Below are 23530 nucleotides of genomic sequence, written 5' to 3'. Positions count from 1 at the left end.
GGGAATTTTTATATCAACGGCTGAAATTTAAGCGCTTACGTAATAACTTGCTAAATTTTGCTCTGATTTGCCACATTCACACATTTCAGAAAAAACCACAAAATTCCCGAAATCCCTTGCAAAACAGGGCATTTCTGGTCAAAACAAGGAGAAATAAAACAATGATAAAAGTACTATTCATCTGCCACGGCACTCCAGTTTTATGATAATGCATATCTTCGCAAAGTGGGGCAACACAGGGCAGAATATGGCGGAAAGCATTGAAAATACTACGTTTTCGACTACTAAGGCTCATGGATGGAATTGGGATAAAGTCAAAGGTGTGGGGAGAAATCCTTAGTAGTAATGGACTACTTAGACTCAATGTGATAGATTTTTCTAAGAAAATAATAAAAACTATTGCAATTTTTTTGCTTTTTGAATATACTATATGTAACAGAGTTGCCCGAAGTCTTTTTGGCATTGGGGACCAAGCTGAGACTTGTGCTCAGCTTTTTTACGTTAAGGAGAGATTTTATGGATTTGAAAAAACCATTGACCTTCGATGAACAATTGGATAAGTTAGTAGCCCATGGTATGATTATCACAGACAGAGAGAAAGCAAAAGATATTTTGAAAAGAGTAAATTATTATCGTTTTACGGGTTATGCTTTACAATTCAGACAAGCCCCTTCTGGTAGTGACTATATAGTGGGAACTACATTTGAAACGGTATATCATCTATACAAAGTGGATGAAATATTACGTGATACATTTCGGCGGTATATTGAAAAAGCAGAAGTATATTATAGGACGCAGATTGCATATGGATTTTCAATTGCTAAATGTACGGAGACTCCGTATGATCAGCATTATGATGAGAATAATTTCTATAACAAAAAGGGTTACAGGGAAGTTATGGAAAATTTCAGTAGGGAGAAAAATTATTATAAAGATAGCCTAATTGTGAAGCATCATAAAATGAAATATTCTAGTAAAATGCCATTGTGGGTTATTGTGGAATTAATGTCTTTTTCTAATATGTCTAAATTATACAGCTCTATGTATTATTCAGAAAAAGATGCCATTGCTCATATGGTTGGTGTTGGAAGAGATACATTAGAAAATCATCTTCATTGTTTATCGGTTTTACGAAACAAATGTGCGCATGCGGCTAGAATGTATAATACAGATTTTAATCCTCCGGCAAAGTTTACAACGTCATTTTTGAGAAAACATTCAGAAATAAAGAATAATTCATTATTTGCGTATACGCTTGTCCTATTAAAAAGATTACCAGATGAGAGTAGTAAAAAATCTTTGATTCAAACCGTGGAAAATGTGATAAGTGAGTATAGTGATGATATTGATTTGAAGTTGATTGGATTCCCAGAAAACTATATGGAAATCATGAAAAATAATTTGTAAATGCTGATATATAGCCGCTTTTTGCTAGTAGAACTACTATGAAAAGTGGCTATTTCTATGTTGAGGACGTGGAGAATTGTATTGTAAATGTTGCACACAAATGATATAATTTTTGACATAGGAGGGCTTGGGAATGAACAAAACTATTTCTATGAGTATAAGAGTGAGTGAAGAGGAATTAGCAAAATTGAAACAGGCGGCTAGAATAGAAGCATATGCTTCATATAGTGAGTTTGTACGAAGAACTGCCCTGAAAGAAGCAGAGCGAGTGATTGATCAATTAAAAAAATAATCTAGGAGAAACAACATGGCGAAAGTTTTTGAACCAAAATTATATATAAAATATATTCAGGATAGTAAATCTGATATAATTTCCTCAATTACATTTGATGAAAAGACTGGAAAAGGAAAGATTACATATAATCCTAAATGTGTAAATGTTGATCCAGAGGCACCAGACTTTAAGGGGACAACGACTAACTTAAATGACGAAGAAATGGTAAGGGCTGTTTTACTTCTGAAGTTGGAGAAAGAGTACGGATATAAATTTGAAAATAAATATATAGATATTGAGAAAGTTTATGAAGCACCGGGAAGACCTAAAAAGGGAGCAAAAGGGAGCAGATCAGATATTGTTATTAGAAATGAGGATGGGTCTCCTTTTTTATATTTTGAGCTAAAAACGCCGCAGAAGTATATATCAGAAAGATATTTGATAAAAGGGCAACTTTTTCAATCAAGTAAGCTTGAAAAAATAAAGAGACCTGATTATTTGCTATGGACAACAGTTGTGTTTAATGATAGTGGAGAGCCTGCAATTAACACATTGGTAATATCAACTAGTCAGTATGGAGAATATGACAAGTGGCAGGATGCAGGAGAACCAGCAGGAAATGCTATTCCGAAGGGGTATGGAACTGTAATTCAAAAAAGTTATGCGCGTGTTCCAAAGGAAACGGAGACGTCAATTCCATTAGACGAGACTTCTGATGAATTGTTTTTTAAGCAATTGACAGAAGAATTACATAATGTTATTTGGGGAGGAGGTGGAACAAATAATAATGACGTATTTGCAGTTATCACAAAATTATTTCTGTGTAAAATTTATGATGAAAAAGAAATCAGACCAGGAAATAAGTATGAATTTCAAGTAAATTATATAGGCAATATTGTGGAGAGTCCAGATGCACTAGTGGACAGAATGAATGTACTATATAAAAAAGCGGAAAGTTCTTATTTATTAGATGAAAAAAGTGATAATGTTGCTTTTGATAAGGCCAGAATAAAACCATCAAAAGTCTTTTACGTGGTGCAAAGGCTAGAAGGAATATCTTTAACTAAGAATGTATACGGAGGAGATTTATTAGGAAGCTTTTTTGAAGAAATAGTTGCACATGGCTTCACGCAAACTAAAGGACAATTTTTTACGCCTGTTCAGCTGGTTGAGTTCATGACAGAATTATGTGATATTACAGAGCATGCGAAAAGAGTTCTTGTAGAGAAGCCTGATGGTAGAGGAATTCATAGGATGCCAAATGTAATCGATCCGTCTTGTGGAGTGGGTACTTTCTTAATTGTTTACATGAAGTCGATAGTAAAAAAAATGTATGAAAATGGAACTTTTAAAGCAGGATTAAGTGACAGGGCATTGGAAACATTTGAAGCTGAATTTTCTGGTCAAACACATACTAATTGGGCCAAGAGATCACTATTTGCGATTGAGAATAATTATGATTTAGGGTTGGCGGCAAAGGTAAACATGATTTTACATGGAGATGGAAGTATGAATACCTTTGTGACAAGTGGGCTACTTCCTTTTTCAGATTATTGTATACAAGATAGACCTACTATTTTAGAAATGCATGAAGAGTATCAAAATGAAAAGTTTGATATTGTACTTTCAAACCCGCCGTTTTCACTGAAATTAACTCCAGACGAAAAAAAATCAGTTGAGAAGGCATTTTCAGGTGAATTGAAGATATCAGAAGATTTATTTATTGAAAGGTGGTACCAATTATTAAGACCAGAACAGGGGGTTTTTTGTTGCGTACTTCCAGAATCTGTATGCGATACACCAACAGAATTGGATACTAGAATATATCTATTATCACATTTTAAAATTAAGGCTATTATATCCCTTCCTTATTTAACTTTTAAGCCATATACAAGTGTAAAAACTTGTGTTATTTATGCAGAGAAAAGAAGTACGGAACAAGTAAATAGGATAGAAAAGGAAATTAAAGAAAGTGGATGGACAAAAAAGGAAGGAGTTGAAGGACTAAAAAAAGTTTTTGATGATTGCGGTTTGCTGGATGAAAAAATATTTATGGCAGAACCTCAAGCAATTGGATATAAACGAAGAAAGGGCCTATCAGATTTGATAACAGAGAATGATTTGCCTAAGGTTTTGTTTAATTACAGAGGAAATAAAAGTCAAAAATCACTAAGATATGGTTTTGAAACAACATTAAAAGCAATATTTAGTAGAAGTACATTACGACTAGACGCGAAGTATAGATGGTTATGGGATGTACTGGAAGGAAAAATTAGTTTAGTGGCTAGAGGAGCTGCATGGAATGATATTGGCAACTATGTAAAAATTGTTGAATTGAATAAAATAAAGAAAGGTGATTTGGCGTACGATAGAAAGTTGATTGATTTAGATAGTGTTTACCCGTTGTGTGGTGGTGTTAATTATGATGAAGTACCAGAAGTATCGATGATTGGATCGGATAAGGTGGAATTTTCAGGAGCGGATTTGGTTGTTTCTAAGCTTGAACCTTATTTGGGAAAATGTATAATTAATCCGGAAGAAGAAGCAATAGGAACAACGGAATGGGTAGGGCTTAAGTGTAAAAAATCAAGTCCAAGAGTTGTTGGGTATTTGTTATCATTACCACAAATGAGAGAAGCAATGAGAATGCTTCAATCAGGAAAACGACATGCCCGTATGGATGCAAAAGAACTTTTACAATTAAAAATTAATATTGACTTAGCTAAAATACTGGAACAAGACATACAAAAATATGAAGAAGAAATTAATTCTTTGAAGAATATTGTTATGGAGAAGAGAAAAAAAATTGATGACTTGTACAGTATATGATAGGAAGTGCTAAAGAATGGGGAGTGGGAGTTTAAATCTCTACAATATTTTCGCTTCAAGACCGATGGCCCCCTTCGTGCGAATTTTCGCAGAATTAAACAGGGGGAATACCCGTCAAGGTCGGTTGATGTGAAAATATCCGCTGAATGTCATCACTTTAGCTGATTTTGTTTTGCCGGATAGTAACGAAATACGCAGAAAAAACGTGTAAAAAACAGTATAAAAATCACAGTTTTTCTGCGTACATTTTGGCAGAAATATAATCCGAATTGTCTTGCAATTCTGTGCCATCAGAGTGATATATGTACTACCGAAAAAGAAAGGCGGGTACATATTATGAAGAATGAAATCAGATTTACATTGGAATCAAAGCAGAGACCAAAACTGGCACAGGAGATTGGAAACATACTTGGAACAGTACCGCATTATGAACGGGTACCAAGCTGCGCATATGATATTGTAGGATACCGACTGGATAAAGAGGGTGTACTGCATATCCCGGAGGGAGCAGAAGAAACAACGAAAGACCTGATTCGGCAGTTACGGGAGCGTGGGTTTCAGGACGATGCGGAAGTAACCGAAGAAGTGCCAGTGCAGGAGGATAAACTGACAATAGGAATTCCGAGAGAAAGCCTTACGGATACGGCATTAGAAAATTTACAGAAGATCATAGCAAATAGGCAGACACTTTTTCAACGTGCATTTCGGATGGACAGCACAGAAATAGAGATTACTGAGGAAAAAATAAACTTCACATGGTTTCCATACACAACGGATAGCGATGAAATGGCAGCCTACACACAATTTATCTCAAGACTGTGTGATATGGCAAGAGATGCAAAAAGGGTATCATCGAAGCCGACCGAAACGGATAATGACAAATATGCTTTCCGCTGTTTTCTGCTCAGACTTGGCTTTATCGGAAAAGAGTATAAGACAGCGAGAAAGATTCTGATTAGAAATCTTACGGGAAATTCAGCATTCCGCTGCGGAGAGTAAGGATAAAATGACATGGGGTGTCGGTGTAGACCGATGCCCTTTTTCTATGGAAAAAACAGTTGGGGCAGCTTGTGGCAGATGATTTAGGTTATTCTTATAGAGCCTATATAGAAAATAACCTATATTACTTGCCACATCTTGCCCCAGTGTGAAAACAGCCGTGGTCACGCCCATCGGTTATCATTTTCTTCCTGTATCTTTCTGCGATAAGCAGTGCGGGATTTTCTGCGGTTTCGTTCCTTTTTACATTCTGGATTGTCACAGTATTTCTGGCGGTTCCCGTTTTTGATGAACAGACGGCCGCAACACTCACAGGTGGCAACGCCCACACGGTCGGCATAAGCAATGGGGTAATCTGTAGGGATAGATACATATTGCGACAGAGCGAATCGGGCAGCATCAAAAACAGAATGGAAATCCGGCATGACCTTCAATTCTCCATTTTCATCCAGTCCCAACTTCATGGTTACGCCACTCATTTTATTTAGGTAAGCTGATATTTTACCGAGATGTTTCTGCATAGGAAACGAATTAAAATCTGCAAATTCATTCGTCCATGTGATCTGCGCAAGATCCGTGGAAACGTCAAGCCGTTCCAGACATTTTTTGAACATCAGGATGACAAGGGTATCCCGGTACAGGCTTTCGAGATCTTTCCGCATGGTGTGAACATCAAAAGTGAAATTACCAAGAATGTTAGTGGAAAAATCCCAGTATTCCGTATCCTTTTCAATATCCCAACGATATTCTTCGATGTCCTCAGAGGCATAGTAGGGGTGTGCGTACTGCTGACACCAAGAAATGATATCATCGGCAGCAGTGTAGTCATCTTTTCCACGGATACTCTGGTACAGGTTATTCAGAGAAAGCCAGAGCTCATTTCCGTCCAAGCCGTATCCACGGTTGAGTTTCGGAACATCGCCCTTGCCCAGACAGGCGGTGATTACGATTTTTCCATTCTGTTCTGTCTTTTCATAGCATTTGAAAGTTGCGGTCAGCCGTGCATCCGCACTCATTTTCCCCAAACTGAAATCTTCGTTCATATTCTACCTCCATTCTTACCGATAGAACTTGCTTTCGGTACGAGCTCTTACCAATAGAAAATAGCCTTTGGTAACATTATAAAGTATACTGTGATAGAAAACAAGAGCAATTCATGTTTGGAATGCAGAGAGAGGAGGATGGCTATGGATAAAGTTACGATGAGCGTACAGGAAATGGCAATGCAGATGGGAATCAGCCTGAGCAAAGCGTATGCACTGACCAGAGAAGCGGATTTTCCAATTGTCCGTGTAGGCAAGCGGGTATTGGTTCCTGTTTCTGAATTTAAGGTGTGGTTATCGGCAAGAGCCACGGAGAAATGATACGTCAGAAAATAAGCGGGGAAGGAGGAGCACAGAATGTATGAGAAACTTCCGGAACAGTTGAAAAAAGACGGACGGTTCTGTCTGTGGAAATATGAAGAAAGAAACGGACGCATGACAAAAGTGCCGTATCAGACAAATGGCAGAAAAGCGAGCAGTGCCGATAAAAATACCTTTTCGGATTTTCGATTGGCAGTCAGTGCAATGGATGGTTATGACGGAATCGGTATGGGTGCATTTGATGATTTCTGCATGGTAGATATCGACCACTGCGTGTTTGGTGGAAAGATGACACAGATGGCAGAAGACATCGTGGAGAGAATGGACTCCTATACAGAATTCAGCCCCTCCGGCACGGGAGTCCGCATAGTATGTAAGGCATCTTCCCTGTCTTATGATACGGGCAGATATTACATCAATAATCAGAAACTTGGTCTGGAAATCTATGCAGCAGGTGTAACAAAGAAATTCTGTACTCTGACAGGAAATGTGATCCGCAACCGTGGTGTTGAGGAGCGAAGCACTGAAATTGGTGAAATACTGGAAATTTATATGCTCCGTCCGATTTCTAAGAAAAAGAACGATGTACAGGATATTCCCGGCAGTTATCTGTCCGATGATTCCGTGGTCCGCTTGGCATCGGATTCCAGACAGGGCGAAAAGTTCAAAGCCTTGTGGAATGGAGAAATTCCGGAAGGAAAATCCCACAGCGATGCGGATATGTCGCTTGCAAGTATCCTTGCATTCTGGTGTGGCGGTGACACAGGGCAGATGGACAGACTGTTCCGAAAATCGGGATTGATGCGGAGCAAGTGGGACCGTGTGCAGAGTGGCTCAACCTACGGCGCATTGACGATGGAAAAGGCAGTGGCACAGGCATTGGATTTCTACAGACCTTATGCAAGGACATCAGCAGAGAGTGATTTTGATGATATGCTGCAGAAGCTGATAGAACTGAATGTGTCGGATAACAGCAGATACCCGTGGAATGACAACGGCTCAGGCAGATTGTTTGCGGATGTGTATAAAGATATCGCAAGGTATGTGCCGGAAAGGAAAAAGTGGTATGTGTATGACGGAACCCGGTGGATTCCGGACATTGGCGGATTGAAAACAATGGAACTTGCAAAATCCCTTGCGGACAGTCTGGTCAGATATGCCCTGACAATTACTGATGAACGTATAAGAAAGGACTATCTGGAATATTCTGCGAAATGGCAGAGCCGGAATTACCGTAACACGTATATCAGTGATGCCCAGAGCGTGTATCCGATTGCAATGTCTGAGTTTGACCGCAATGTTTATTACCTGAACTGTCAGAACGGAACACTGGATCTGCAGACGGGAGAGTTCCATCCGCATACACCACAGGACAAGCTGACCAAGATTGCAGGGGCGGCCTATGATCCGAATGCAAAGAATCCACGTTTTACCAGATTTGTTTCAGAGGTGATGAGTGGGGATACGGAGAAAGCAAGGTTCATGCAGAAAAGCCTTGGTTATGGTCTGACAGGTGATACACGCTATGAATGTATGTTTTTCTACTACGGTGCAACCACCAGAAATGGGAAAGGGACTCTGATGGAAAGCACACTTCATGTGATGGGAGATTACGGTTTGACTGTCCGACCGGAAACGATTGCTGCAAAACCGTCTGCCAACAGCCAGAACCCGACAGAGGATATTGCACGTCTTGCCGGAGTGCGGTTCGCCAATATCTCAGAGCCAAGGCGGGGACTGGTGCTGAATGAAGCACAGATCAAAAGCATGACGGGAAATGATACACTGAATGCCAGATTCCTGCATGAAAACAGTTTTGATTTTAAACCACAGTTCAAGCTGTATGTAAATACAAATTATCTTCCGGCTATTACGGATATGACACTGTTTTCGAGCGGACGTGTCGTAATCATTCCCTTTGACAGACATTTTGAGGAATGGGAGCAGGAACAGAATCTGAAAGCAGAATTTTCCAGGCCGGAGGCAGCAAGTGCCATCTTAAACTGGCTGATTGAAGGCTACACCATCTTGAAAGAAGAAGGTTTCGCTCAGCCAAAAGCAGTAAAAGATGCCACCATGTCCTATCAGCATGACAGCGATAAGATGGAACTTTTTGTGGAGGAATTTCTGGAACAGGAGAAGGATGCGGAATGCCGGACATCGGCAGTGTATCAGGCATACCGAAACTGGTGCAATGACAATGGATATTTTGCGGAGAACAGCCGGAATTTTAATCAGGCACTCCGCACAATCGGTACGATAGTCCGCAGGCGCCCAAGGGATGGCGGAGAAAAGACTACACTTTTAACTGGATATCGGCTCTTGTGCAGAGATTTCTTCTGTTAAGAAAAAAGGAGGTACACATGGGAAAACAGAAAGCAGCACCACCGATGCGGTTTGAGCCATCGGATTTTTCAACAGACAAGTACAGATGTGTGAATGTCATCAATTTAAGGGACAGATGCCCGGTCCTTATCATGGCAAGCGAATCCTGTGACCCGCCTTATTACCGTGTGGTTGACGGGTCATTGGAGATGTTTTATCTGTCCTATTCTGAAGCAGTGGATTATTGCAGACAGAGTGGTTATATGACACAAAAATAATTTTTCAGGAGGTTTATTATGATTAACAGTACAGCTTATTATAACGATTTTTGGAACGAAATGAGAGGAAAACAGGCAGTTACGGACAGCCTTTATAACAACCGTGAAAGCAAGACAAATGCGTACCATCTGCCCGGAGAATCAAATAAAAAATATACGGCAGTACTACAGAAAGAAAGTGCAGTCCGTCAGCTGGCAACCGTTGTGAATGCGACCAGAAGTGACAGCCGTCTTTGGACATTTGACTGTGAAGGTCAGGCTGAATGGGGCGATATGGTCAATCTGGAGGGCATGGATAACGAGGACGATTTTCAGAGATTTGAAGTACAGGCATACCGATTGTCCGAGCTTGTCAGACTTGGATTGGAGTTCGCTTCTGACCAGTCCTTTGCCATAGAGGATTATGTAATCGGGAAAATGGCACGTTGTTTTGGCACAAGCGAGGAACAGGCGTTTATCAACGGAACAGGGGAAAATCAGCCGACAGGTATTCTGCACGCCACTGACGGAGCAGAAACGGGCGTGACGGCAGAGAGTGATTCTGCTATCAGCTATGATGAAATCATCAAACTGTATCTGTCCGTGGATAAGAAATACCGTAAACATGGTACATGGCTTATGAATGCCGAAACGGCTCTGGCACTCCGTACCCTCAAAGATTCAGCCGGAAACTATCTGTGGAAGGAAAGTGATGAAACGATTTTCTCAAAACCTGTGCAGATTGTTGATTCCATGCCGTCTATCGGAAAGGGACAGAAAGTAATCGCATTTGGAGATTTCAGCAATTACTGGCTCGTTCAGCGTTTCCCACTGACTATCCGCACACTGAAAGAAAAGTTTGCCATGCGTGGACAGGTAGGGTATCTGGGATGTGAGTATCTGGATGGAAAGTTGATCCGTAAGGATGCAGTCAAGGTACTTCAGATGGCAGCAGACTAAGCAGTTGGGGCTGTGGAAATACTGCAGCCCGTATGGAAGGAGGATTGCACATGGCAATAGAAAAACATGATACTACGGAAAATACACTTGTCCCTGTGAGTGAAAAGTACACACTGACAATCAAAGAAGCAGCATCGTATTTTAATATCGGAACAAAGAAAATGCGTAGACTGGCAGAAGATAACAGAGGAAGATTTGCGGTATTCAGCGGAAATAGGTATCTGATTATCCGCCCGCAGTTTGAAAAATTTATCAGTGCTTCTTCGGAGATATAATTCCGTTTGTCTGCCGAAAGTAGTTGATATTATCAGCGTTCAGAGTGATATATAGTATGACCTCGAAAACCTGTGAAAACAGCCACTTTTGGCAGAAAGGAAGTACTTTTATGGCAAGACCAAGTTTAGCAGAAAAAGATATTTTAAATCCTTCTGAGGCAATTGAATATTTTGTTTTGAGCCGGAGAAAATTTTATGATTTATTGAGTAATACGGATGGGGAAGATTTTCTGGCATACTACGGAGAACGCAAGCTGATTCTTCGTGTAGCCTTTGAAAGGTATCTGTGTAACCATCCAGAACTAAGGAGGCGGGTATAATGGCAAAGGCAGGAAGAGGACAGACAAGGCGTGATTCCAAAAGAAGAGTTCTTAGACCGGGAGAGAGTATAAGGGCAGATGGAAAATATCAATATAAATATCATATTGATGGAAAACCACATTTTGTATACAGTTGGAAACTGGAACCTACGGATAAACTTCCAAAGGGCAAGAAGCCATGCCTCTCCCTTCGTGAATTGGAAAAACAGGTAAACACAGATTTGGATTTGCTTGTAAATATCGTGGACGGACAGATGACAGTCTGTGAACTTGTAGACCGATATTTGAAAACAAAGACCGGAGTAAGGCAAAGCACAAAACAGGGATATGTTACAGTACAGAGATTACTTGCAAAGGAAGCATTTGGCAAAAAGACGATACGAAGTGTGAAAACATCCGATGCAAAGCTGTTCCTTATCAAATTGCAGCAGGAAGATGGCAAAAGCTACAGTTCCATTCATACCATCCGTGGAGTGCTGCGACCAGCCTTTCAGATGGCGGTGGATGATGACATTCTGGTAAAGAATCCATTCGGATTTCAGCTTGCCGGAGTATTGGTAAATGACGCAGTCACAAGAGAGGCAATTTCCAAAGACCAGATGAGAAAGTTCCTAAAGTTTGTGCATGACGATGTAGTGTACTGCAAATACTATGAAGTGGTGTACATACTTTTTCATATGGGAATGCGAATATCGGAATTTTGTGGACTGACACTAAAGGACATTGATCTTGAGAACAGAACTGTAAATATCGACCACCAATTGCAGAGAACATCGGATATGCGATACATCATAGAAACTACAAAGACGGATGCCGGAACAAGAGTATTGCCGATTACAGAGGATGTGGCACAGATGTTTCAGGCAATCATCGAGGACAGAAATGCACCGAAAGTGGAGAAATCCATAGACGGATATAGTGGATTCTTATTTTATGATGATAATGGAATGCCCCTTGTTGCAATGCATTGGCAACACCGATTCAACCATATGGTCGGCAGGTACAATGATATTTACCGGGTGCAGTTGTCAAATATCACGCCTCATGTATGCCGACATACCTATTGCTCCAATATGGCAAAATCGGGAATGAATCCTAAGACACTACAGTACCTCATGGGGCATTCGGATATATCGGTCACAATGAATGTGTACACGCATATCGGATTCGATGATGCAGAGGAAGAATTGAAGAGGATGGAAGAATTCAGGAAGGCACAGGCGGAGGTTGAGCAGAAGAAGGAAAAACCAATGTCACAGAAAATGTTCAAGGTAGTTTAATATGAAAGAAGGATGACGCTCTGGCTTAGACTGGGGCGTTTTTTCTATGGAAAAACCGCGAAGCTACTGATATAATATATTTTGGATTAATATTGCAAAAAGGGGCGATATTCTTGAATAGATTAACTGAAATAACTAAGAGAGACATATATGAATTATTTCGTGATGGATGCACTGTAGAAGATTTGTTTCATACAGAGAATGTTCAATATCCTTATTATGGAAGATTAGAAGAAATTGATTTTCTTGAAAGACTATATGATTTAGATAATATGAAAAGCATTGATTCAAGGCATGAAAACGCAAAGGGGGATATTATTCGCCATACAATAAATAATGATGATTATCCGTATTGTTGGGTTTTTGAAGATGATAGATTTGGATTAGCAAATGGATCGGATGAAATGTTTTTGAGGTTCATTTGTGAGATATTCCATCCTTTGGTTAGAGATGAAAAAAAGCAGTGGGGATTATTTTTAGAAAAAGTAAACAATTTGATAAAAGAAGACGGGTATGAATTATATATAAAGGAATACATATCAGGCAGAGAAGTGTATGATTATAGATTTTATGGAGTGGATGTGGCAGATAAGATGGATAAAAATGCAATAAGAGATTTGATTGATGAATTTAAAAGCGGATTAATAGCAAAAGCAAGCAAGAAGAATTGGGAAGTGGTGGTTTTGGAACTGTATACAAATATCATAATAATTGTTTAGATATGGATTTTGCCGTTAAGATATATGATCCGGTGTTTGTTTCCGCAGAAGAGCAACTTGAAGGAGAAAAGAGATTTTTCAGAGAAGCTAAAATGTTATTTTCACTAAATAATACTCATATTGCTAGAATTTATGATGCAGGTCGTATGGATGGTAAACCATATATTAGAATGGAATATATTAAAGGATATACAGTAGAGGAGCTTAGAAACCGAGAAGGGAATATGTCTTTTTCTAGAAGTGCAATTGTAATTTTACATATTTTAGCTGGATTAAAGCATGCACATGAACATGGTGTGATTCATAGGGACTTGAGACCAAGAAATGTGATTTTTTCAGAAAATGAAAGAATGTTTAAGATTATTGATTTTGGTGTAAGTGCATTTTTAGATACAGAAAATCATACACAATTGACAAAAACAGGTGAACACATCGCAGGTGGAAGCTTTATCGATCCAATATTACAACAAAAACCTAAAATTCGAGATGTGAGAAGTGATATATATTCAGTTGGTGCAATTTGGTATTTTTTGTTATGCGGGCGAGCTCCAAGTGGGAGTGATATGAGGGAGTATTTGGAAAAGTCAAACTCACAAATTACACCAACAGATATTGACATAATAATGAAATGTTTATCAAGTAGCATTGAAAATAGGTATTCTTCTTGCGAAGAATTATTGCCGATAGTAAAGAATGCTGCTATGGGATAGGAGGTGGACATTATGGGTTTTGCAGAAAGAAATGGTTTTGTGAAAGAGAAGACTGTTCAGGTAGATGAAATAGATAGAAGCTTGAGAAATCGCTTGTATAATATGGTACATAGATTTTCAGAGAGTTCTCCAATGATACACGAAGAATTAGAATATGTTGTTGATAGGCTTGGATATCAAGTGGAATCAACTACAAACAGGAATTGGTATATTATTAATACAGTTTTAGAGGGCGAAGACTCATCTATTCCTTGGTACATGCCATATGAAGTAATTGAGTTATTTTTTGAAGCAAAAAGGCTTCATTGTAAAGAATGTGAATATAGAAGCGATGATAGCTGTGAGTATTGTGGTTACACAGAGTGGTTTAGAAATGTAACAACTGATATTAATATTATGTTAGAACAAGAAAAATCTGGATATAGATTATTAAATGATAAATTTGTTAACATAATTAGTGATGAGGAATTACAGGAAATAAATAAAATAATAGACTCCCCATATCAAGCAGTTAAAATTCACATTAATAAAGCTCTCGCTCTTTATTCAGATAAAAAGAAACCAGATTATGAAAATTCAATTAAAGAATCAATTAGTGCTGTAGAGTCACTATGTTGCATTATTACAGGAGCCACAGGTTCGCAAGCAACTTTAGGGAGCACATTGAAAAAATTGGAAAAAGACGGTGGAGTAGTGATTCATGGAGCTATGAAAACTGCGTTTGAAAAATTATATGGATATACTTCAGATTCAGATGGAATTCGACACGGTGGAATAGATTTTACAAATGCACCTGCTGAGGACGCAAAGTATATGTTAGTTTCGTGTTCAGCTTTTATAAATTATCTTATCGAAAAACAAAGCAAGATAAAAAACTAAAAAATCCTTAGTAGTAAACCTTTCCCTTTTACTACCAATTTTACTACTAACAGGTAGTAATAACTTGCTTAATTCTGCTCTGATTTGCCACAATCTGTAATTTCAGAGCAAACCACACGAACCCCGAAATTCCTTGCAAAACAGGGCATTTCTGGGCAAAACAAGGAGAAATAGAATAATGATAAAAGTACTATTCATCTGCCACGGCAATATCTGCCGTTCCACAATGGCCGAGAGTGTGTTCACCTACCTGGTCACTCAGGCTGGCCTGGCATCCCATTTTGAAATCAATTCCGCGGCCACCAGCCGTGAGGAAATCGGTAATCCGCCGCATTACGGTACCGTGGATAAGCTGCGTCGGGAGCATATTCCACTGATCCCGCATCATGCGCGCCAGATGATGGCGGAGGATTACCGGTATTATGATTATCTCATCGGTATGGATACGGCAAATATCCGGAACATGACCAGGATTGCAGGCGGGGCGGATAAAGAACAGAAGATTTTTAAACTGTTGACATTTGCAGGCAGTGGGCGTGATGTGGCAGATCCTTGGTATACGGGGGATTTTGATGCGACGTTTGCCGATGTTATGGCTGGATGCAGCGGGCTTCTTGAAAAGATCCGCAGAGAGGAAAATATTTAAATGGGAAAACGGATTGTTCTTTTTAACGACCTTCCGGGTTATGGTAAGGTAGCTCTGGCCGCCATGGTGCCACTGTTTTCGCGTATGGGACATTTCCCTTATCAGGTACCCACTGCGGTGGTTTCCAATACGCTGGATTTCGGAAAGTTTCGGATTCAGGACATGACGGACTACATGCGGGATACCATAAAAGTGTGGGATGAGCTGGGCTTTGATCCGGACTGTATCTGTACTGGATTTGTACTTTCGGAGGAGCAGGTGGAACTGATCGGAGATTATATTCGAAGCAGGAAGCCGAGAATCGATAAGATACAGAATGTGAACAATGGCCGTCTTGTCATGGTAGATCCGATCATGGCGGATGGCGGAAAGCTTTACAATGGAATTGGCATGGAGCGGGTTGCGGCCATGAGAAAACTGGTCAGCTACTCGGATGTGATGGTTCCGAACATGACCGAGGCTGGCTTTCTGACGGGAATCTGCCCGGGCAGGGAACGGGCCTCGGCGTCAGAACTGCGGGAACTGGTTGACGGGCTGCACAAGTTATCCGGGAAATCGGTGGTCATTACCAGCGCGCAGGATTCTGAAACGGATGAACATCTGGTTTGCGGGTATGACCACAAAAGCGGACAGTATTTCCGTGTGCCGTTTACCTTTCTCCCTGTCCGGGTTGCCGGAAGCGGAGATATTTTTTCTACAGTTATGACTGGAAAACTATTAAACGGAGAGAGTCTGGAGGCGGCGGTGCGGGAAGCTGTACGTGTCCTGACTACGCTGATACGTGAAAATCAGAGTCATTTGGATGAATACAAAGGTATTCTGATTGAGCGTTATTGGGAATTACTGGATGAGAACAATTAGCGGTACAGAATATAGCGGAGTGGGATCTGCTGTGTGAAACTGTGGCGCAGCAGATCGGATATTGTGAAGTGAGTCGATGGAAAGCATTGGCAGCAGAAAATCAAAATCGGGAGGAAACTTGGAGTGCTTAGAAATGTGAGTCTGGAGGAGATTTCAGACGGCAGATTATATGGGTTGAATGATATGGCGAAGCTGGGCTGCAATGACTGTGTGGGCTGTTCGTCCTGTTGCCGAGGAATGGGAAACACGATTGTGCTGGATCCCTATGATGTCTGGCGGTTGACGGGTGGTCTTGGCGTTTCGCTGCAGCAGCTTTTAGCGGGGCATCTGGAATTGAATGTGGTGGACGGGATTATCCTGCCAAATCTGAAACTGGCGGGAGAATCCGAACAATGTACCTTTTTAAATGAATCGGGGCGGTGCAGCATTCATCCGTACCGGCCGGGCATCTGCAGGCTGTTTCCTTTGGGGCGGTATTATGAGGAAGATGGATTTCACTACATTCTGCAGCTTCATGAATGTGAGAAACCAAATCGCAGCAAGGTGAAGATCCGAAAGTGGATGGACACGCCGGATATGGAGCGGTATGATGCCTATATTGCGGACTGGCATGCATTCCTGAAACAGCTGCGGATTCGTATCGGAGCAGAGCTGGATGGAGAAACTGCGGCAAAAGCAAGTGCGGATGGCGCAAACGAGACGCCAGCTCCTGATCTCGCAAAGTCCGTCAGCATGTATATTTTGCAGCGGTTTTATCTGCTTTCCTATGACACCAGCCGGGACTTTTACAGCCAGTATGAGGCCCGCATGGCCGCGGCAAAAGAATGGAGTGAGAATCTATGAGCAACATCAATGGCACAGGCAGCATCAACGGAACAAACATCATCAACGGCACAAACAGTATCAACGGCACAAACAACATCCATGGTGCAGACAATACTGAAAACACCGTAAAAACCGGCCTGGTATTAGAGGGCGGCGGGATGCGTGGGATGTATACCGACGGTATTCTGGATGTTTTTCTGGATCAGGGACTTTCCTTTGACGGAGTGATCGGAGTTTCGGCCGGAGCTATCCATGGTTCCAGTTTTGTGTCTGGGCAAAGAGGCCGGAACATTCGTTATTATAAGAAATATATCCGAGATAACCGGTTTATCAGTATGCGGAATCTGGTCCGGACCGGAGATATTGCGGAGGTGCAGTTCTGCTATCATGATCTGCCGGAGAAGCTTGATCTTTACGATTACGATGCCTTCAACCGTTCTAAAACGGAGTTTTATGCAGTCTGCAGCAATGTGGAGACTGGAAAGCCGGAGTATATCCGCATTACAGATATGAAAAATCAGATTGATGTGATCCGGGCATCGGCCTCCCTTCCATACGTTTCCAGACTGGTGAAGACAGAAGGGATGAAGCTGTTGGATGGCGGCTGCACGGACAGCATTCCTCTCATGAAGTTCAGGGAGATGGGATTCACAAAGAATGTGGTGATCCTGACCCGGCCGAAGGGATACCAGAAGGAACCGGAGCAGCTGGCTATGGCGAAAATCCGCTATCGGAAGTATCCGGCCTTTGTGGAGGCGCTGTCTCACAGGCATGAGCGCTATAATGAGAGTTTGCGGCAGATTGAAGAGTTGGAGAAAATGGGTGAGATTTTTGTGCTGCGTCCGGATGAGCCGCTTAAGATCGGACGGCTAGAGCGCAGCCCGGAGAAACTGCAGCAGGTGTATGACATTGGAAGGCGGGATGCGCTTATGAAGATGCGTGACCTGAAGTGCTGGCTGGAGAATCATTAGGCAGATCGAAACTGGATTGACAGACCAGAAGCACAGGCCAGACATTCAGATCACAGAAAGTCTGCAATCAGGCCAAACAAAGCTATAGGAAATACCTATGACTTTTATATTATATATAGTATTTTACAAATACTGAGAAAAGATGCATAATAAAGCCATCAAAGGAAATAAAGCCGGAAACGAATCAGAATGGATTCAGAATCAAAAGGCTTTAACGCAATAAACCACTCAATTACAGGAGGAGAGTTCGTATGGTAAAGTTACATGATGGCGGTGTTTATCTCGTTAACGGTGAGACCCTGATTCCGGAGACAGAGGCTGCAAAGGTTGAGCAGATGACCGGAATAGCTGTTGCAAAAGAGGAGGCTAAGAAAGGTACCATTGCTTACGGTATCATGAAAGCCCACAACCAGTCCGATAACATGGATAAGCTGCAGATCAAATTTGACGCGATGGTGTCTCATGATATCACCTTTGTTGGTATTATCCAGACTGCCCGGGCATCAGGAATGGAGAAGTTCCCGCTTCCTTACGTTTTAACCTGCTGCCATAACTCTTTATGTGCAGTTGGCGGAACCATCAATGACGATGATCACTATTTTGGCCTTTCTGCGGCAAAGAAGTATGGCGGTCTTTTCGTTCCGCCGCACGTAGCAGTATGCCATCAGTACATGCGTGAGTGCTTTGCAGGCGGCGGCAAGATGATCCTGGGCTCTGACTCCCATACCCGTTACGGTGCACTGGGTACCATGGCCATTGGTGAGGGCGGCGGTGAGCTGTCCAAGCAGCTGTTAAAGCAGACCTATGATGTTGCTTATCCGGGCGTTATCGCAATTTACTTAACCGGAAAACCGCAGCCGTTCGTTGGACCGCACGATATCGCACTGGCTATCTGCGGAGCTGTTTACAAGAATGGCTATGTAAAGAATAAAGTAATGGAGTTCGTCGGACCGGGCGTTTCTTCCATGACTACTGACTACCGCAATGGCGTGGATGTTATGACCACCGAGACCACCTGCCTGTCCTCCATCTGGAGAACCGATGATGACACCAGGGCATTCCTGGAGAAACATCACCGCGGAGATGAGTTCAAGGAGCTGAATCCGGCAGATGTGGCTTACTACGATGGCTGCGTAGAGATCGACTTAAGCACCATCAAGCCGATGATCGCACTGCCGTTCCATCCGTCTAATGCTTACGAGATCGATTACCTGTACGAGAACCTCGAAGACATTCTGCGTGAGACCGAGAAGGCAGCTGACCAGGTTGCAGAGGGCAGAGCACACTTTACCTTACTTGACAAAATTACCAAAGATGGTAAGCTTCAGGTACAGCAGGGTATCATTGCAGGCTGTGCAGGCGGTAACTATACCAACGTGGTAGAAGCTGCACACGCATTAAAGGGCAAGAACATCGGCGATGGCGAGTTCTACCTGTCCGTATATCCTTCCTCCCAGCCGGTTTACACCGATCTGGACCGCAAGGGTCTGTTAGCAGACCTGATGGATGCAGGTGCGATCATCCGTTCCGCTTTCTGCGGACCGTGCTTCGGTGCAGGCGATACCCCGGCCAACAACGCGCTTTCCATCCGTCATACTACCAGAAACTTCCCGAACCGCGAAGGCTCCAAGCCGGGTAATGGACAGATGTCCGCAGTTGCCCTTATGGATGCACGTTCCATCGCTGCAACCGCAGCAAACGGCGGTAAGCTGACTTCTGCAGAGACTATGGACTGCTGGGGCGATATCCCGGAGTACAACTACGAGGATCGCGCTTACAAGGCAAGAGTTTACAATGGCTATAACAAAGCAGAACTGGATTCTGAGCTGCGCTTTGGTCCGAATATCAAAGACTGGCCGGAGATGGAGGCACTTTCTGAGAATATCCTTTTAAAGGTTTCTTCCAAGATCCTGGACGAAGTAACCACCACTGACGAGCTGATCCCGTCCGGTGAGACTTCATCCTACCGTTCTAACCCGTTAGGACTGGCTGAGTTCACCCTCTCCAGACGTGATCCGGAGTATGTAGGCCGTGCAAAGGCTGTTCAGGCTATGGAGAAGGAGCGTCTTGCAGGTACTGTAAACACTGAGATCGCAGAGGTTATGAAGGTGGTTAACACCATTCCGGGTCAGGAGAATGTAAAGGCAGCGGATGTTGAGATTGGTTCCACCATCTACGCAAATAAGCCGGGCGATGGTTCTGCCCGTGAGCAGGCTGCTTCCTGCCAGAGAGTCCTGGGCGCTCTTGCAAACATCACCCAGGAATACGCAACCAAGCGTTATCGTTCCAACTGCATGAACTGGGGTATGCTTCCGTTCCATTTAAAGGGCGAGCCGACTATGTTCGATGTAGATGATTACATCTACATCCCGAATATACGCACCGCATTAGAGGGCGACTTAACCGATATTCCGGCATATGTCATCAAGAACGGCAAGGCAGAAGAGATTCATCTCTACATCCAGCCGATGACCGAGAACGAGCGCAGGATCGTACAGGCTGGCTGCCTGATCAACTTCAATAGAAACAGATAAGATTCCCACCGTTTTACGGCTTGTCTGTGACTATATAAAACTCCTTATGTAAGTGTAAGAGCAAAACGGGGCTGTCTGAAAAGGCAGCTCCGTTTTGCGTTGCGTAGAAAAACAGCGTGTGGAAATGATTTATAAAAAAATTAGAGGGAGATGGAGAAAAATGCATGACAGGAGAGTCCCAATCGATTTTCCTGGATTTCTGCGTTGTTTTTTCGCTTATCCTGAGGTAATATATTACATAGAAAATGTGACATCAGGAGGATACAAACATGGCTTGTACAACGATTCTTGTAGGAAAACATGCATCTTATGACGGTTCTACCATGATCGCCCGGAACGATGATTCCGGTTCCGGTCATTTTACACCGAAGAAATTTGTGGTGATCCACCCGGAGGACCAGAAGCGGATATACCGGTCTGTATTATCTCATGTGGAGGTAGAGCTTCCGGAGCATCCGTATCAGTTTACGGCAGTGCCGAATGCGGTAGCCGGAAAAGGAATCTGGGCAGCTAGCGGTGTGAATGAAAAGAACGTGGCGATGACTGCCACAGAGACCATCACCTCCAATCCCCGGGTGCTTGGCGCAGATCCTCTGGTGGAATACCAGGCTGCGGAGGACGGGAAAGAGGAGGTGCCGGGCGGCATTGGAGAGGAGGATATCGTTTATCTGGTGCTCCCGTACATAAACAGCGCAAGAGAGGGCGTTCTGCGCCTGGGAAGCCTGCTGGAGACCTACGGAACCTATGAGAAGAACGGCATCGCGTTCCAGGATCAGGATGAGATCTGGTGGCTGGAAACCATTGGCGGTCATCACTGGATCGCGAAGAAGGTTCCGGATGACCGGTACGTGGTGATGCCGAACCAGTTTGGCATGGATGAATTTGATCTGGAGGATGCGTTTGGAGCAAAGCGTGAACATCTCTGCTCTGCAGATTTAAGAGAGTTTATCGAGAAGAATCATCTGGATCTGCGCCTGGATGAGGAAAGTGTGTTCTGCCCGCGGGATGCATTCGGAAGCCACACCGATTCAGATCATGTATACAATACGCCCCGTGCCTGGTATATCGAGCGCTGTTTAAATCCGCATACCTTCTCCTGGGATGGCGCAGACGCGGAGTACGGACCGGAGTCCGATGATATTCCCTGGAGTCTGGTGCCGGAGAAAAAGCTGACCGTGGAGGATGTCAAATACGTGCTTTCCACCCATTATCAGGGCACACCATATGATCCGTATACCCATAGGGGAGATCTGTCAGAGCGCGGCAAATACCGTGTGGTTGGTATTAACCGCAATGACTTTGTGGCTGTGATCCAGATGCGTCCGGATCAGCCGGAGGATGCGGCTGTAATCCAGTGGCTGGCTTTTGCCTCCAACGCATTCAATGTGCTGGTGCCGTTTTATGCGCGTGTTTCCGAAACTCCGGAGTATCTTTCCAATACCACAAAAGAGGTTTCTACCGATAATTTTTACTGGAACAGCCGTCTCATTGCTGCTATGACCGATGCCTCCTACGGAACCTCTATTGTCCATGTGGAGCGTTACCAGGTGGCAGTCCAGTCGGACGCTTACGCGATCCTGCATAAGTACGACGCACTGATGGAACAGGCAGGTGACGGGGCAGAGCGCGAGATCCTGAGAGAGGATGCGAACCGGGAAATTGCGGAGATGTTAAAGAAAAAGACGGCAGATACTCTGGATAAGGTTCTGTTTGAGCTGAGCAGCCAGATGAAGAATGCCTTTTCCAGATCGGATAACTAACGGATGTGGGAGAGCAGTATGAACGAGAAAGAACTCCGTTATATGAAATACATTGCAGAGGCCGGGAGTATCCAGAAAGCGGCAGTACTTTTAGAGAAGAATCCGTCTTCCTTAAGCCGCGCCGTGCACCGGGTGGAGGAGGATATGGATATTATTCTCTTTAAGCGGACTCCGGAGGGGCTGCGCCCCACACCGGAGGGAGAGGTTTATCTGCAGGCAGCAGGTGAGATCCTTGCAATGTATGATGAACTGAAACAAGACGCGGCAAAATAAAAAATGCAGCCGGAGAAGCTTAAGCTTCGTCTGGCTGCATTTTTTGTTTGAGAAACCGGATAAATTCTTTGGAGCACCGGGAGAGCAGACGGCCGTCCGGATAGCCGATAACCAGTTTCCACGAGGCCTGCAATGCTGGATCAAGGGGGTAACAGGCCAGATTGTCCACACCGGAAAAGAGATTTAAATAACTGTGCGGGAGAAAGGTCACACCCATGCCAGCGGCAGCCAGGCGCTTGGCTGTTTCCATGCTTTTGGTAGTGCAGCGGATGTCAGGCTTGATGGAAAGCTGTTCCAGAATGGAATCTGCAACCTGCCGCAGCTTCTGCCGGTTTGCTACCATGAGAAATGGTTCTATTTCCAGGGCTTTTAAGTCATAGATGCTTAGTGGGCGGTATTCCGGAAAGTTATATTTTCGTGACAGGGCCAGCGGCATAACCAGATAGAAAACATCTTCTGCCAGCAGCTCATAGTGGATTGCTTTATTGGGTGTCTCGTAGTGCATGACGGAGAAGTCCAGTTTGCCGGACAGCATAAGCTTATCCAGCTCTGTGGAGTTGTTTTCCTTAAACTGCACGGAGATGTCCGGGTAGAGCTCTTGAAAGGCCGGAAGCACCCTGGGAAGCAGGTAAGTTCCGAGGTTCATGGGAATGCCGAAGGTAAGCTTTCCGCGGCGCATCTGACGGTATTCATCCAGGTCAGTCTCCAGGCGTTTATAGCGGTTCAGGATGTTTCTGGCAGTCTCCAGATAGCGCAGACCGAATGCAGTAGGTATCAGGCCTTCCTGGGTGCGGTCAAAAATGGTTCTTCCAAATTCCTGCTCCACTTTATTTAAGGATTCACTTAAGGATGGCTGGGAGATAAAGAGTTCCTGGGCCGCCCTGGTGATGTTACCGTGTTCCGCAATGGTCAGAATATAAAGAAGTTCATTTTGTGTCATACGGATTCCTTTCTGTGCCAGATCTGAATGCGGTGTCTGGCATTAGCTGGTAGTTCTGAATATGTGATTTTCTGTACTTCAGTTTACCACACATCATGCAAAAATCCTATATGAGATATGCA

General features: G+C 43.1%; 23 protein-coding genes. 21 read left to right on the top strand and 2 right to left on the bottom strand.

Annotation, left to right across the window (positions count from 1 at the left end; genetic code table 11):
• The first annotated feature begins 516 nt into the window (after positions 1-516).
• From DWY84_RS08365 to DWY84_RS08350, 4 genes are all read left to right on the top strand, one after another.
• Positions 517-1407 (top strand): Abi family protein, encoded by an 891-nt coding sequence (locus tag DWY84_RS08365; RefSeq protein WP_118532276.1) that lies wholly within the window; start codon positions 517-519, stop codon positions 1405-1407.
• A 133-nt stretch (positions 1408-1540) separates the two neighbouring features.
• Positions 1541-1699, top strand: coding sequence for a DUF1778 domain-containing protein (locus DWY84_RS08360; RefSeq protein ID WP_118532274.1), 159 nt, complete (start codon positions 1541-1543; stop codon positions 1697-1699).
• Between the two features lie 15 nt (positions 1700-1714).
• Positions 1715-4510 carry an N-6 DNA methylase gene (locus DWY84_RS08355; RefSeq protein ID WP_118532272.1) on the top strand — a complete coding sequence of 932 codons (2796 nt, stop codon included), beginning with the start codon at positions 1715-1717 and terminating at the stop codon, positions 4508-4510.
• Positions 4511-4846: 336 nt separating this feature from the next.
• Positions 4847-5509 (top strand): hypothetical protein, encoded by a 663-nt coding sequence (locus DWY84_RS08350; protein WP_118532270.1) that lies wholly within the window; start codon positions 4847-4849, stop codon positions 5507-5509.
• A gap of 164 nt (positions 5510-5673) precedes the next feature.
• Here DWY84_RS08350 and DWY84_RS08345 read toward each other — a convergent pair whose 3' ends face one another.
• A complete protein-coding gene (locus tag DWY84_RS08345; protein WP_118532268.1) occupies positions 5674-6552 on the bottom strand; it encodes a hypothetical protein in 879 nt (292 codons plus the stop codon).
• A gap of 144 nt (positions 6553-6696) precedes the next feature.
• Here DWY84_RS08345 and DWY84_RS08340 point away from each other — a divergent pair, with 144 nt between their 5' ends.
• The 17 genes from DWY84_RS08340 to DWY84_RS08260 all read left to right on the top strand — a co-directional run bounded on the left by DWY84_RS08340 (position 6697) and on the right by DWY84_RS08260 (position 22468).
• Positions 6697-6873: an excisionase family DNA-binding protein gene (locus tag DWY84_RS08340; RefSeq protein WP_015560864.1), complete on the top strand. Its 177-nt coding sequence runs from the start codon at positions 6697-6699 to the stop codon at positions 6871-6873.
• A 36-nt stretch (positions 6874-6909) separates the two neighbouring features.
• Positions 6910-9219, top strand: a complete 2310-nt coding sequence (locus DWY84_RS08335) for a phage/plasmid primase, P4 family (RefSeq protein WP_118532266.1) — start codon at positions 6910-6912, stop codon at positions 9217-9219.
• 17 nt (positions 9220-9236) lie between these two features.
• Complete coding sequence (locus DWY84_RS08330; RefSeq protein WP_118532264.1) at positions 9237-9476, top strand: hypothetical protein; 240 nt, start codon at positions 9237-9239, stop codon at positions 9474-9476.
• A gap of 18 nt (positions 9477-9494) precedes the next feature.
• Positions 9495-10415, top strand: a complete 921-nt coding sequence (locus DWY84_RS08325; RefSeq protein ID WP_118532262.1) for a phage major capsid protein — start codon at positions 9495-9497, stop codon at positions 10413-10415.
• Between the two features lie 50 nt (positions 10416-10465).
• Positions 10466-10690 (top strand): excisionase, encoded by a 225-nt coding sequence (locus DWY84_RS08320; protein WP_015541248.1) that lies wholly within the window; start codon positions 10466-10468, stop codon positions 10688-10690.
• 110 nt (positions 10691-10800) lie between these two features.
• Positions 10801-11010: an excisionase gene (locus tag DWY84_RS08315; protein WP_118532260.1), complete on the top strand. Its 210-nt coding sequence runs from the start codon at positions 10801-10803 to the stop codon at positions 11008-11010.
• A complete protein-coding gene (locus DWY84_RS08310) occupies positions 11010-12290 on the top strand; it encodes a site-specific integrase (protein ID WP_118532258.1) in 1281 nt (426 codons plus the stop codon). Before DWY84_RS08315 ends, DWY84_RS08310 begins: the two co-directional genes overlap by 1 nt.
• Positions 12291-12403: 113 nt before the next feature.
• Positions 12404-13009 (top strand): hypothetical protein, encoded by a 606-nt coding sequence (locus DWY84_RS08305; protein WP_118532256.1) that lies wholly within the window; start codon positions 12404-12406, stop codon positions 13007-13009.
• Positions 12958-13719 (top strand): serine/threonine-protein kinase, encoded by a 762-nt coding sequence (locus DWY84_RS08300; protein ID WP_182434929.1) that lies wholly within the window; start codon positions 12958-12960, stop codon positions 13717-13719. The genes DWY84_RS08305 and DWY84_RS08300 overlap by 52 nt, the downstream gene beginning before the upstream one ends.
• Before the next feature lie 12 nt (positions 13720-13731).
• Positions 13732-14598 carry a hypothetical protein gene (locus DWY84_RS08295; protein WP_118532252.1) on the top strand — a complete coding sequence of 289 codons (867 nt, stop codon included), beginning with the start codon at positions 13732-13734 and terminating at the stop codon, positions 14596-14598.
• Positions 14599-14776: 178 nt separating this feature from the next.
• Entirely contained in the window at positions 14777-15244 is a 468-nt protein-coding gene (locus DWY84_RS08290) for a low molecular weight protein-tyrosine-phosphatase (RefSeq protein ID WP_118532250.1), read from the top strand.
• Complete coding sequence (locus DWY84_RS08285; RefSeq protein WP_118532248.1) at positions 15245-16105, top strand: PfkB family carbohydrate kinase; 861 nt, start codon at positions 15245-15247, stop codon at positions 16103-16105.
• Between the two features lie 123 nt (positions 16106-16228).
• Positions 16229-16948, top strand: coding sequence for a YkgJ family cysteine cluster protein (locus DWY84_RS08280; RefSeq protein ID WP_118532246.1), 720 nt, complete (start codon positions 16229-16231; stop codon positions 16946-16948).
• Entirely contained in the window at positions 16945-17901 is a 957-nt protein-coding gene (locus tag DWY84_RS08275) for a patatin family protein (protein ID WP_118532244.1), read from the top strand. The genes DWY84_RS08280 and DWY84_RS08275 overlap by 4 nt, the downstream gene beginning before the upstream one ends.
• Positions 17902-18152: 251 nt before the next feature.
• Positions 18153-20435: a hydratase gene (locus DWY84_RS08270; RefSeq protein ID WP_118532242.1), complete on the top strand. Its 2283-nt coding sequence runs from the start codon at positions 18153-18155 to the stop codon at positions 20433-20435.
• Between the two features lie 269 nt (positions 20436-20704).
• On the top strand, positions 20705-22195 hold the full coding sequence (locus DWY84_RS08265) for a C69 family dipeptidase (protein ID WP_118532240.1): 1491 nt from the start codon (positions 20705-20707) through the stop codon (positions 22193-22195).
• 18 nt (positions 22196-22213) lie between these two features.
• Positions 22214-22468, top strand: coding sequence for a LysR family transcriptional regulator (locus DWY84_RS08260; protein ID WP_178716314.1), 255 nt, complete (start codon positions 22214-22216; stop codon positions 22466-22468).
• 19 nt (positions 22469-22487) lie between these two features.
• On the opposite strand, the gene DWY84_RS08255 is transcribed toward DWY84_RS08260, so the two are convergent.
• Positions 22488-23408, bottom strand: coding sequence for a LysR family transcriptional regulator (locus DWY84_RS08255; protein WP_118532236.1), 921 nt, complete (start codon positions 23406-23408; stop codon positions 22488-22490).
• Positions 23409-23530: the final 122 nt, after the last annotated feature.

The organism is Clostridium sp. AF27-2AA (assembly GCF_003478505.1).
Lineage (GTDB): Bacteria > Bacillota > Clostridia > Lachnospirales > Lachnospiraceae > Brotaphodocola.
This window is presented reverse-complemented; position numbering and strand designations above follow the sequence as displayed.

What these genes read in the sequence shown, in the direction of transcription:
- DWY84_RS08365 (WP_118532276.1), top strand. Translation starts at nt 517, where the DNA reads ATGGATTTGAAAAAACCATTGACCTTCGATGAACAATTGGATAAGTTA.
- DWY84_RS08360 (WP_118532274.1), top strand. Translation starts at nt 1,541, where the DNA reads ATGAACAAAACTATTTCTATGAGTATAAGAGTGAGTGAAGAGGAATTA.
- DWY84_RS08355 (WP_118532272.1), top strand. Translation starts at nt 1,715, where the DNA reads ATGGCGAAAGTTTTTGAACCAAAATTATATATAAAATATATTCAGGAT.
- DWY84_RS08350 (WP_118532270.1), top strand. Translation starts at nt 4,847, where the DNA reads ATGAAGAATGAAATCAGATTTACATTGGAATCAAAGCAGAGACCAAAA.
- DWY84_RS08345 (WP_118532268.1), bottom strand. Translation starts at nt 6,552, where the DNA reads ATGAACGAAGATTTCAGTTTGGGGAAAATGAGTGCGGATGCACGGCTG.
- DWY84_RS08340 (WP_015560864.1), top strand. Translation starts at nt 6,697, where the DNA reads ATGGATAAAGTTACGATGAGCGTACAGGAAATGGCAATGCAGATGGGA.
- DWY84_RS08335 (WP_118532266.1), top strand. Translation starts at nt 6,910, where the DNA reads ATGTATGAGAAACTTCCGGAACAGTTGAAAAAAGACGGACGGTTCTGT.
- DWY84_RS08330 (WP_118532264.1), top strand. Translation starts at nt 9,237, where the DNA reads ATGGGAAAACAGAAAGCAGCACCACCGATGCGGTTTGAGCCATCGGAT.
- DWY84_RS08325 (WP_118532262.1), top strand. Translation starts at nt 9,495, where the DNA reads ATGATTAACAGTACAGCTTATTATAACGATTTTTGGAACGAAATGAGA.
- DWY84_RS08320 (WP_015541248.1), top strand. Translation starts at nt 10,466, where the DNA reads ATGGCAATAGAAAAACATGATACTACGGAAAATACACTTGTCCCTGTG.
- DWY84_RS08315 (WP_118532260.1), top strand. Translation starts at nt 10,801, where the DNA reads ATGGCAAGACCAAGTTTAGCAGAAAAAGATATTTTAAATCCTTCTGAG.
- DWY84_RS08310 (WP_118532258.1), top strand. Translation starts at nt 11,010, where the DNA reads ATGGCAAAGGCAGGAAGAGGACAGACAAGGCGTGATTCCAAAAGAAGA.
- DWY84_RS08295 (WP_118532252.1), top strand. Translation starts at nt 13,732, where the DNA reads ATGGGTTTTGCAGAAAGAAATGGTTTTGTGAAAGAGAAGACTGTTCAG.
- DWY84_RS08290 (WP_118532250.1), top strand. Translation starts at nt 14,777, where the DNA reads ATGATAAAAGTACTATTCATCTGCCACGGCAATATCTGCCGTTCCACA.
- DWY84_RS08285 (WP_118532248.1), top strand. Translation starts at nt 15,245, where the DNA reads ATGGGAAAACGGATTGTTCTTTTTAACGACCTTCCGGGTTATGGTAAG.
- DWY84_RS08275 (WP_118532244.1), top strand. Translation starts at nt 16,945, where the DNA reads ATGAGCAACATCAATGGCACAGGCAGCATCAACGGAACAAACATCATC.
- DWY84_RS08270 (WP_118532242.1), top strand. Translation starts at nt 18,153, where the DNA reads ATGGTAAAGTTACATGATGGCGGTGTTTATCTCGTTAACGGTGAGACC.
- DWY84_RS08265 (WP_118532240.1), top strand. Translation starts at nt 20,705, where the DNA reads ATGGCTTGTACAACGATTCTTGTAGGAAAACATGCATCTTATGACGGT.
- DWY84_RS08260 (WP_178716314.1), top strand. Translation starts at nt 22,214, where the DNA reads ATGAACGAGAAAGAACTCCGTTATATGAAATACATTGCAGAGGCCGGG.
- DWY84_RS08255 (WP_118532236.1), bottom strand. Translation starts at nt 23,408, where the DNA reads ATGACACAAAATGAACTTCTTTATATTCTGACCATTGCGGAACACGGT.